Genomic DNA, 11,780 nt, shown 5'->3' on the forward strand with positions numbered 1-11,780 from the left:
TTTTTATTACTTACTTTTAACTGCTTAGGCTAATTAATTTAAACTAACCTTTACGCCATGTAGTTTTACCTGCTGAATCTTCAAGTATCACCTTCATCGCTTTAAGCTTATCTCTTGCTTCATCAGCTAATGCCCAGTCTTTGTTAGCACGAGCATCATTACGTTGTTTAATTAACGCTTCAATTTCTTCAGCTTCAGAATCGTCTTCAACATTACCTTTAAAGAATTCTTCAGGAGAGCTTTGTGCAATACCTAGCACTTTGCCTAATTCTATAAGAATATAAGCTAACTCCCCTGCTTTGTTAGCATCTTGATCTTTAATGCGGTTAATTTCTTTTGATAATTCAAAGATAACAGGCATAGCTTCAGGACAGTTGAAATCATCGTTCATCGCTTTTTCAAAACGATTAACATACTCATTGCCTACTAACTCTACTTTTACAGGAGTTACATCACGTAACGCTGTGTATAAACGCTCTAAACTCGCGCGAGCTTGCGTTAAGTTGTCTTGTGAGTAATTTAACTGGCTACGGTAATGGCTTGACGTTAAGAAGAATCTAACCGTTTCAGCATCGTATTCATCTAACACACTGCGTAAGGTGAAAAAGTTGTTTAACGATTTCGACATTTTCTCTTTGTTAATTTGCACCATACCGCCATGCATCCAGTAATTAACATAAGGCGTATTAGTTGCACAACATGATTGCGCTATTTCATTTTCGTGATGTGGAAATTGTAGATCTGAACCACCGCCATGAATATCAAAATGATCGCCTAAATGCTTTTGATTCATAGCAGAACATTCAATGTGCCATCCTGGGCGACCTTTACCCCAAGGAGAATCCCAATTAGGTTCATCAGGTTTAGCCATTTTCCATAAAACAAAATCTAACGGGCTTCTTTTAGCTTCATCAATATCAACACGCGAACCAGCTTGCAACATATCAAGGTTTTGCATACTCAACTGCCCGTATTTGTCATACGAACTGACTTCAAACATCACGTCGCCATTTGAAGCAACATAAGCGTGTTCTTTTTCTAATAATGTAGCAACAAGGTTGATAATTTCAGGCATGTGCCCTGTAACTGTTGGCGCTATATCAGGTCGCATGATGTTTAAATCATCAAAGTCTTGATACATTTGAGCAGTCATACGTGTGGTTAACGATTCACAGCTTTCGTTATTCTCAAGCGCACGTTTAATTATTTTATCGTCTACATCGGTAATGTTACGTACATGTGTAAGCTCATAACCTGAATACTTTAAGTAGCGAGCAATAATATCAAAAGCGACGTAAGTTCTTGCATGACCTATGTGGCAACGGTCATAAATGGTAATACCACAAACATACAAGCCAACCTTCCCTTCAGTGATAGGTTTAAAGATTTCTTTTTTTTCGGCTAAGCGTATTAAAAATTTGCAGCATAACTATTTCGTATTCCTATTATTGTGCTTATAAAATCTGTATGGCACTTATTAAAGATGCTTTCTTGTATTTAAACAAAAAATTGAAGCGTAATTGTACATCAACATTTCTTTTGAATCATCAGATGGATAGATTTTAGCAGAGAAATAATTGAAATCTTGAGGTACAATCTCCACATTGTAAATATCGTATAAATAGAGAGAACATATAGTGATTACTTTTAAAACAACATTAGGCGACATCAAAATCGCATTAGACTTTGATAAAGCACCTATTACAGCAAAAAACTTCCAACAATATGCTGAAGATGGCTTTTACAACGGCACTATTTTTCACCGTGTAATTAAAGGCTTTATGGCGCAAGGCGGTGGTTTTTCTTCAGGCTTAGAAGAAAAAAACACAAGCGAAAATATTAAAAATGAAGCAAATAATGGCGTAAGTAACACACGTGGTACTTTAGCTATGGCTCGTACACAAGACCCACATTCAGCTTCTGCTCAGTTTTTTATTAACCTAGTTGATAACACCTTTTTAAACTTTTCAAGTGAAACAACTCAAGGCTGGGGTTACTGTGTTTTTGCTGAAGTAGTTGAAGGCATGGACATTGTAGACAAAATGACTTTAGTTGATACAGGTCGTTTAGGTCATCATGATGATGTTCCAAAAGAAGAAATCATTATCACTGAAACAATTATTGAAGCATAAGCGAAAGCTAAGCATTAATTGATCAATTGGATTATCACCTTTAGTGAAAAATAATAAAGAACAAGTCACCTACTTTATTGCCGACTTACATTTAGCAGAAAACAGACCTGATATAACGGCCTGTTTTTTAGCTTTCATGAAAAATGACGCAATAAAAGCTGAAAAGCTTTACATTTTAGGTGACTTATTTGAAGTGTGGTTTGGTGATGATTACAAAACTGAACTTACTGAAGCTGTTATTAATGCGGTAAAAACATTAAATAGCTCAGGCACAAAGGTTTATTTTATTCACGGTAATAGAGATTTCTTGCTCGGCGATCATTACGCCAAACAAGCTGATATGATTTTATTACCTGAAAAACAATTGATCGAACTTTACGATGAAAAAGTATTACTCATGCATGGTGATACACTGTGTACTCGTGATGTTGATTATCAAAAGTTTAGAAAAAAAATCTCGAAGCTGGTGGTGGCAAGGCTTTATGACCAACCTGCCATTATGGTTAAGAAAACGCATTGCTGATAACTATCGAGAAAAAAGCAAACAGGCTCAACAAAATAAATCGCATGATATTATGGACGTTACAGAGTCTGAAGTGATTAAAGATTTAGAAGAATACAATTGCCAACTGATGATCCACGGCCATACCCACCGCCCTAATGTTCATAACCTAACAGCCAATAATAACGATGCTCAACGTATTGTTCTTGGTGATTGGTACGAACAAGGTGCTTGGCTGAAAGTTACTCCTACAGAAAAAACACTGCTCAACACGCATTTCAGCTAAGTTATACCAAACAGATTAATTTATTGCTCACTTAGCGAGAATTTAAAGGCTTAGAGGCACAGGTTCATAGTTCCAGACTGAACCTAAGCACCTACATCCATGTAGGCGAGGCATTGATTGAAGAGAATGGTTATTCTCGGTAACTGCTCCTGCGTTACCCTAATGTCCTACATCCATGTAGGAACCTTGTCAAAATCAATAACGCGGCATATTAGCCTTTAAATTCTCGCCCTTCGGGAGCTCATTAGCAAACTAATAACATCACAAAATTAAAAAAATATAGAATAACTATGTTTAATCAATTTTGCTTATTCTAAGCTTGCTAATGTAGCTCTAAGTTGCTCAATAAATTAATCCGTTTGGTATTACACTGATTTTATATATCATTTAAATACATTTAGTTTGATAAGTATGCGATAACATTGATAAACTCTTTGGCTTCAAGGAAGATAAATCAATTTAGTTAAAATTAATTTTTTAAACTAATTATAAAATTGGATTTTGTTATTACTCATATTTGAGGAAAAACAAGTGGTAAACCAAACTTATCAAATAGCTAGAAAACATGCACAACTGACTAATGAATTACTAAGTACACATAAGTTAGCACCAACTCCCGTTAATTATTCAGTATTTTTTATTTACATTAAAGGTAGTATTCCAGTCCTAACCCAACAGTTAGAATCACTAGTACAATCCCACCAAGTTGATGATACTTCTATCAATGAATTATACGAATTACATATTTCTCAAGTAGCACAAATAGATAAAGAAATTTTATCTCCTTTGAGTGAATCTATTAACTTAGTGCTGAGTAAATTAGAGCAACAGGTAACTTCAGAAGAACAAGCAGTAACTAACTTAGAAAAAATAGATAAAGTACTCGCTAAATCAAAACAAAACAGCTCACTCCAACAAATTGTTAGCTATGTTCAAAATACGGTTAATGGCTCGGTTACCCAACATAAAAGCTTGTCGGAAGACTTAACCAAAACCAATGATGAAATAAACGAATTAAAATCTAAATTAACTGAAGCTAAGCTACAAGCTGTTTCAGATCCCCTAACAGGTTTCTTAAACCGAAGAGGTGGAGATGAAAGGCTTGCTGAAATTAATATTGAAGACACCCATACAACCCTCATTATCGATATTGATCATTTCAAATTAATTAATGATAACTTTGGCCATCCTATTGGCGATAAAGTTATTCAAAAAGTTACTAGCTTGATCAGAGATCAACTATCTGATGAAGACATTGCTGTTCGTTATGGTGGTGAAGAGTTTGTGGTGGTGGCTGTACATAAAGCCCTATATGAAGCTCAAGATATTGCTGAAAAGATAAGATTAGCCATCAGCCAATTAAAGCTTAAGCAAAGAAATTCTGACAAATTCTTACCTAAAATATCTGTCTCAATCGGTATTGCCGAAAATAAAAATGAAAAACACTGGCAAGACATTATTGAACGTGCAGATAAAGCCTTATATGAGGCCAAAAACTCAGGCAGAAACTGTATAAAAATAGCCGCTTAGTAAGAGTTCAATAAAGCTAAAATTAGCTTTATTGAGTTTAACTTAACTCGACTTAATTTTATTTAGACAATACGTTACGTTTTCAAGATAGCACTTATATAAGGTTATCTTGGAAGCGTAAATTGAACTTATTAGGTGTTACTAGCTACAGCTAACCTTTAACAACTAATGCCGAACACTTAATATATAACGCTTAATATCTAAAACTGCCCCCTAGCACTAAGAACTCACAGTTAAACATTTAAACTAATCTGTTCATTCCAATTAACCTCTTAATCTATAAATTCGTACCTTTAGCCTAATACCAATGGCCTTAAGCCAAGAGCACTGCATTAATATAAATACCAAACGGATTAATTTATTGCTCACTTAGCGAGAATTTAAAGGCTTAGAGGCACAGGTTCATAGTTCCAGACTGAACCTAAGCACCTACATCCATGTAGGCGAGGCATTGATTGAAGAGAATGGTTATTCTCGGTAACTGCTCCTGCGTTACCCTAATGTCCTACATCCATGTAGGAACCTTGTCAAAATCAATAATGCGGCATATGAGCCTTTAAATTCTTGCCCTTCGGGAGCTCATTAGCAAACTGATAACATCACAAAATTGAAGAAATATAGAATAACTATGTTTAATCAATTTTGCTTGTTCTAAGCTTGCTAATGTAGTTCTAAGTTGCTCAATAAATTAATCCATTTGGTATAAGCTTAAACAGGTTTGCCACTATGAAACTTAAAGTCTGTATCATCAGATGAAATAAGATCAGCTTCAACTCGCCCAAAGTATTCAACCTTATCCGTAATATCTTTAGGTGATATAGACTGTGCTAAGGCTAGATAATCTTGATAATGACGAGCTTCAGAACGTAGTAATGAAATATAAAAATCGCCTAAGCGCTTATCTACATGAGGAGCAACTTTAGCAAAACGCTCACACGAACGAGCTTCAATATAAGCACCACAGATCAGCTTATCAATTAAGGTATCTGGTTCATGGGTTTTAACATGTGTAAGCATACCTTTAGCGTAACGACATGGCGTGATGCTTTTATATTCAACACCGTAATGATCCATCATTTCTAATACTTGATAAAAGTGATGAAGCTCTTCTTTAATCAACATCACCATTTTATCGATAAGATCTTGCCCGTAAGGTGAATCAGATTTTGGAATAACAGATTTAGTCAGCTTATTTTTAGCAGCCAACTCACGCCAATCGCCTTCTCTTTTATAAATAAGTTTTTCAAAAGGCTGTAACCAATCTAATAATGCACTTCCACTGGTTTTATCTACTGCATATTTACGGATCAAAAACATAGCAGATTGCGCGGCTTTTAATTCACAAATCAAATGATCAATTAAGAGAATATCTAAATTTTCAGGTTTGATCGCTTCATCAATCCACTCTTGAGGTGTTTCACATTTTAGAAATGACATGATGGGCGTTAATAATTCTGCAGTCGACATTCAACCAAACTCTTTAAAATTTACATGAAATAATGCTTAATTTTATCATATTCATTCTAAGAGCTAGCTGATTATTTATAAGAAATTGTGGTTAATTAAAAAATACCGATACCATGTAACCATTATTTAACTTTGTTGTTGTGTATTTCCAGCCAAATTGCTTCGTTAACTTCTCAACCAATTTAGTGCCTAAACCAAAACCTAATTCTTTATCCGCAGATGTGTCGTTAATAGTTATTAGTTCTGAGTCGCTTTCAATATTAGTAATTATTACTTCATTACCTTTTTGAACAATATTTACGATACCTTGCTGCGTGTGTTGAAATGCGTTTCTTATCAGGTTATTAAGTACAATTAAACTTGGCATTACGGCTATAGCAACTTCACTATCATCAACTTCAATACTTACCTCTACTGATTTTCCATTAAGTAAATAAGTTAGCTCTGCTTGAGTGTTTTTTAGTAAATCACCTAAGTTTGTTACTTCAATCGGCATATCTGCATGACCTTCCCTGCTTAACCAAAGCAAGGTTTCCGTCATTGATTTCATGGTTAAACTTGCGCGTTGAATACGATCGCGTATCTTTCTTTCTTTTTCTGAAGGGTTAGGATTAACTTTTTCAAGCAATGCGCTATTACTTCTTAATACAGCAATGGGAGTGCGTAATTCATGACTAGCATAACTTAAAAAGGTTTTTTCTCGCTCAACCGAATCAGCTACTGACTCTAAGTTTTCGAGAATAAGCTTTGCTAATGAGTTGAGTTCTTTAAATTTAAAGTCTGGATGAGTATGTTTGAGATCATGAATCGATAAGGTTTTAGACCATTGTTGTAATGATTCGACCGGCACGGTAATTCTTTTAAAAATTAAGAGTAAAACCAACACAAAAATAATAAGACCAGATAAACCAAACAAGATAATAGTCATGACAGGATCAATAAAAAAACCATATTCACTGTGTTTTTTAATAATGTATTCTTGAAAGTTTTCATTATATTGAGAAACAAAAACTTGCTGCCCATTGTGTTCAAAAATCATAAGAGCGTAAACTTCTTTTGGCGGTACAATAAAAACCCAATCAATAAATTTTGAGTGAAATGTATTATTTTCTGTGGATATATCTTTAAACTGTCTACGAACAGGTTCAGGGACTCGTTGCCAATCGGTGGTCACATGATATTTCAACACTGTTTGTTCAACCTTCCCTTCTTCAGGATATTTCTTTGCAATATCAATCATTAACCTTTCAGTCATTTTATCGAAAGAGCCAAGAAAAATACTTGCGCTTTGATAGGAAAAAACGGCGGCTATCAACAAGACTAAACTCGTTAAAAGAACAAAAGTGTAAGTGCGGATACTCATTTGATAGCTTTTTTTAATCATTTATTGTGTTGCTCGTAAGACAAAGCCAAAACCAGCTTCATTTTCAATAGATAGCTTAGCATTAGCCAAAGTTAGTTGTTTACGCAAATGGTGAATATGTACTTTAAGACTATTACTATCAGGCTGTTCATCACCCCAAATAGCTTGCATTAAAACCTCACGAGATACTGGGCTTGAAGTTTCACGCATTAGCTTTTGTAATATTTTAAATGTGATTGGTGTAAGCTTTAACGCTTCACCTGCATAGGTTGCGCTTCTACTATGTGTATTTAGTTCTAAATTATTTAAAGTTAATTTGCTGACTTGCCCGCTCTTACGTGTTGATAGTGCTATTACACGCATAAGTAACTCTTCAATTTCAAAAGGTTTAACAAGGTAATCGTCTGTTCCTGCACTAAAGCCCGCAGCTTTATCACCTAATGAATCTCGCGCAGTTAACATTAAAATAGGCGTTTCATTACCATCACTGCGAACTTTTTGGCAAATAGATAAGCCATCTAAGCGAGGTAAATTAAGATCTAATAAAACCACTTGATAAGTATTCGCTTCAAAAAGCGCGAGCCCTTGTAACCCATTAGAGGCATGGTCACAGGAAATACCTTCAATTTCTAAATAATCCACAACGGTAGATGCTAAATCAATATCGTCTTCAACCAGTAATACATTAATGCTCATGCATTAACCCCTTTCGCTATTCTTAGAAATATTATTGAATTAATCACATTCACTATCCTTTCTTATGTGATGAGAAAGGCCCAACTAATAACACATGAATCTATCAAACAAGATAGCATATCTAAAGCCATCCTCTCCTGAGAAACGAAGCCATACTTATATAAATCATAACGATTGCTATATTGACCACTCTGGAAATTAAATAAACTAAATCCGATTTAAGATAAATTCAATCTATTGAAATCTAAAGTCATATTTTTAACTACTGATTTAACTTGGTAAATTTTATACTTGAGTCGAGAAGTAACAGCTAGAAAAACTTTATAATTCCGAGTTTAGGTTTAGTCTAATGAAATGTAGGTTAAGTGACGGTTAAGATAGAGGATATTTTAAGATAAGTATTTTCATTGAAACACTTAGTTGGGTTAATAAATGATAAAATAAAAAATATGTCATTATAAATCTACGTTACTTTTTCTGCTTTTAAGTAGAGTTATAATGACTGAATGCTAATGTTTAGATTGACAGTGTTGGTCACCATAATAATTATTCGTGTAATTACAATTGACCAATTGTGCTGTTTTCTTTCTTGAATTAAATAATGATTTTATATTATTGAATAATGATTTCATTTTAATCACCTTGCTTAGTTAAGATGAAGCTATTGTGCCCGAACAATCAGATTCAGTAAAAACTGGATAATCAATAATATAATTCTAAAAAACTGAACATCCTTCCATAAATCTTAATAAAACATCATATAACTCGGTAGCACTTTTAACATTTTCTCTCTTATGTTCTGCTAAAAACATCAAAACATCGCAAATTAATACCCTTAGGTTAAGTAAGTAACTAGCTAAAAAACATCCAACCGTGAATGTTTTTACCTGTTTTTTCCAAAATTGACTATTATTAAATCGACTTTCAACAATGAGCTCTAGCAATGGTCTGTCACAGTGATAATATGATTATCGAAAGGTAAATCTAATAAAACCTTATAACTTGCCGTAAATAATATTTAAAAGTTATTTATAAACAAGTCGTTATAACGACACAGGCAAATTCACATTTATTACTTAGTTATATCATTAGGGGGAATAAGTTGTTGCTACCTGGCACATAACTTAGACCTGAAATAATTAAGTAATGATTTGGGAACGATTAGAAAAATCAACAGAGGATTTAAAATGAGTAAAAAGTTAACTACCGCAGCAGGTTGTCCTGTCGCACATAATCAAAATGTTCAAACTGCAGGAAAAAGAGGACCACAACTATTACAAGATGTTTGGTTTCTTGAAAAGCTTGCGCATTTTGATCGTGAGGTGATACCTGAACGTCGTATGCATGCTAAAGGATCTGGCGCCTACGGTACATTTACAGTAACTCATGACATTACAAAATATACAAAAGCAAAAATATTTTCTGAAATTGGTAAAAAAACAGAATTATTTACGCGCTTCACTACAGTTGCTGGTGAACGTGGTGCTGCAGATGCAGAACGAGATATTCGTGGTTTTGCTATGAAATTTTATACTGAAGAAGGTAACTGGGATCTTGTTGGTAACAACACACCGGTTTTCTTTTTAAGAGACCCACTGAAATTTCCAGATTTAAACCATGCTGTTAAGCGTGACCCAAGAACTAACTTGCGTAGTGCTAAAAACAATTGGGATTTTTGGACTTCACTACCTGAAGCTTTACATCAAATAACGATTGTAATGAGTGATCGTGGTATTCCTGAAACTTATCGCCACATGCATGGTTTTGGTAGTCATACCTTTAGTTTTATTAACAGCGATAACGAACGTTATTGGGTTAAATTTCACTTTAAATCTCAGCAAGGTATTAAAAACTTGTCTGATGCTGAAGCTGAAACACTTGTAGGTAAGGACAGAGAAAGTCATCACCGCGACTTGCTTGAAAGCATTGATAATAAAGACTTCCCGAAATGGACGATGGAAGTTCAAATTATGCCGGAAGATGATGCATCTAAAGTACCTTATAACCCTTTCGATCTTACCAAAATTTGGCCTCATAAAGATTACCCTCTAATTGAGGTAGGCGAAATGGAGCTAAATCGTAACCCTGAAAACTTCTTTGCAGAAGTAGAGCAATCAGCTTTCAACCCTGCAGCTGTTGTTCCAGGTATCAGTTTTTCTCCTGATAAAATGTTACAAGGTCGTTTATTTTCATATGGCGATGCACAGCGTTACCGCTTAGGTGTTAACCACCATAGTATTCCAGTAAACGCACCTCGTTGTCCTGTACATAGTTACCATCGTGATGGCGCAATGCGTGTTGACGGTAATCATGGCGGCACAGTAGGTTATGAACCAAATGATCAAGGTGAATGGGCTGAACAACCAGATTTCTCTGAGCCACCATTAAGTTTAGATGGTGCTGCAGCACATTGGGATCACAGAGAAGATGAAGATTACTTCTCACAACCTGGTGATTTATTCAGATTAATGACACCTGAAAAACAAGCTATATTATTTGATAATACAGCTCGTAATATCGGCGATGTACCAAAAGAAATTCAATTACGTCACCTTAAGCACTGTTACAAAGCAGACCCAGCTTACGGCGAAGGAATTGGTAAATTACTTGGTATTGATTCAAGTGAATTTAGTTCGTAAGCACTTAAATTAACTATCTCGTGATCTGATGGGTTAATAGATAACGTTAATTAATATCAGAACGACAAAAGCAGATAAAATTATATTTTATCTGCTTTTTTTTCATCAAAAACGGGGGAAGACTTAGAACTTAGCTATCCAAAAACTTTCCGACTAAATATTTACGCCTGAAACAAAAAAACCTCTATTTGCATAGAGGTTTTCACATTCACTATATCTACTCTTTAAAAGAGCCTATATGTAGATATTATGTGTAATAAGGGTCTTTCATAGGACCAGCAGATTTAGATCGTACTGGTTGTAATGGCGCAGGATCTTGCGTACCTGGATAGTCAGATCCCCAGTTTACAGGGTCACCATGCATTTCCATTCTGGCATTATCAGTATACCAATCAACTAAACGACCATCACAACGAAGTAACCATGTAGCACCTTCAGGTCCTGCTTTAAAATCACCATGGCGAATTAAAGGTGGACGATAGAAGTATATACCAGGCCATTGTGGACCAAAGTTAAAATCAAAACTTCCTTGCAACGTATAAGCTTCTTCAGAACAAGGGTGATGAGCTAAAGGATGCTCTACCCAATCAGCTTTAGCTTTTATTAAACGCGTATAGAAATCAGTTTTCACATCTCTCCACAATAGCTTTATAAATAAGCCTGGTACTGGCGAACCACCAGCAGAAAAATCCATTGGACTACCTATTTCAACAGGTACCCACTCCATCAAGTTACTGTGTTTAATGACTAATGCTTGGTCTTCACGTACAAAATCTTTTTGCTTTGCACCCGCTTCAAATTCCCACCCAGCAAACTCACGGAAATAAAGAATTTCAGTACCTTCTTGTACTTCTAACGCAGGACATACAACGCCAGGAGGTGTACACCAATAACCGCCTTCAATAAGTACTTCATCCCCAATTTTAACTTCGCCACTTAGTACAAACCATTCAGTTTGCGCTTTGTGAACGCCTTCAGGACGAGACCAAAATGATTCAAATTGTATTTTAGCTGAAACCGCACCATTTTCTTCATCATAAGATAGGTTACGTTGTTTAGCACTACCTGCTGTAGCACCTACTAATTCAGATGGATGCCAAATCAGATCTTTTTCATCAATTTGTTCTACATGAGGACGCATATATTTTCCTATAATTATTATTTG

General features: G+C 35.0%; 7 protein-coding genes and 2 pseudogenes. 4 read left to right on the forward strand and 5 right to left on the reverse strand.

The window, feature by feature from the left end:
- Positions 1–43: 43 nt before the first annotated feature.
- Positions 44–1,427: pseudogene (gene cysS / locus ACPUVN_RS11660) on the reverse strand (cysteine--tRNA ligase).
- Positions 1,428–1,637: 210 nt separating this feature from the next.
- Here cysS and ACPUVN_RS11665 point away from each other — a divergent pair.
- The 3 genes and pseudogenes from ACPUVN_RS11665 to ACPUVN_RS11675 all read left to right on the forward strand — a co-directional run bounded on the left by ACPUVN_RS11665 (position 1,638) and on the right by ACPUVN_RS11675 (position 4,450).
- Positions 1,638–2,132, forward strand: a complete 495-nt coding sequence (locus tag ACPUVN_RS11665; RefSeq protein ID WP_426360161.1) for a peptidylprolyl isomerase — start codon at positions 1,638–1,640, stop codon at positions 2,130–2,132.
- A 43-nt stretch (positions 2,133–2,175) separates the two neighbouring features.
- A pseudogene (locus tag ACPUVN_RS11670) lies at positions 2,176–2,920 on the forward strand (UDP-2,3-diacylglucosamine diphosphatase).
- Positions 2,921–3,451: 531 nt separating this feature from the next.
- A complete protein-coding gene (locus ACPUVN_RS11675; protein WP_426369138.1) occupies positions 3,452–4,450 on the forward strand; it encodes a GGDEF domain-containing protein in 999 nt (332 codons plus the stop codon).
- A 708-nt stretch (positions 4,451–5,158) separates the two neighbouring features.
- Here ACPUVN_RS11675 and miaE read toward each other — a convergent pair.
- The 3 genes from miaE to ACPUVN_RS11690 form a co-directional block, all read right to left on the reverse strand.
- Positions 5,159–5,917: a tRNA isopentenyl-2-thiomethyl-A-37 hydroxylase MiaE gene (gene miaE / locus ACPUVN_RS11680; protein ID WP_426369139.1), complete on the reverse strand. Its 759-nt coding sequence runs from the start codon at positions 5,915–5,917 to the stop codon at positions 5,159–5,161.
- A 91-nt stretch (positions 5,918–6,008) separates the two neighbouring features.
- Positions 6,009–7,301, reverse strand: a complete 1,293-nt coding sequence (locus ACPUVN_RS11685) for a sensor histidine kinase (RefSeq protein WP_426360157.1) — start codon at positions 7,299–7,301, stop codon at positions 6,009–6,011.
- Positions 7,302–7,976 carry a response regulator transcription factor gene (locus tag ACPUVN_RS11690; RefSeq protein ID WP_426360156.1) on the reverse strand — a complete coding sequence of 225 codons (675 nt, stop codon included), beginning with the start codon at positions 7,974–7,976 and terminating at the stop codon, positions 7,302–7,304.
- Between the two features lie 1,187 nt (positions 7,977–9,163).
- On the opposite strand from ACPUVN_RS11690, the gene ACPUVN_RS11695 reads away from it, so the two are divergent.
- The gene (locus ACPUVN_RS11695; protein WP_426360155.1) at positions 9,164–10,615 is read left to right on the forward strand and encodes a catalase; all 1,452 of its coding nucleotides are present in this window, start codon (positions 9,164–9,166) and stop codon (positions 10,613–10,615) included.
- A 247-nt stretch (positions 10,616–10,862) separates the two neighbouring features.
- Here ACPUVN_RS11695 and ACPUVN_RS11700 read toward each other — a convergent pair whose 3' ends face one another.
- Complete coding sequence (locus ACPUVN_RS11700) at positions 10,863–11,756, reverse strand: DUF4437 domain-containing protein (RefSeq protein WP_426360154.1); 894 nt, start codon at positions 11,754–11,756, stop codon at positions 10,863–10,865.
- Between the last annotated feature and the right edge of the window lie 24 nt (positions 11,757–11,780).

This window comes from Pseudocolwellia antarctica (genome assembly GCF_049933045.1).
Lineage (GTDB): Bacteria > Pseudomonadota > Gammaproteobacteria > Enterobacterales > Alteromonadaceae > Pseudocolwellia.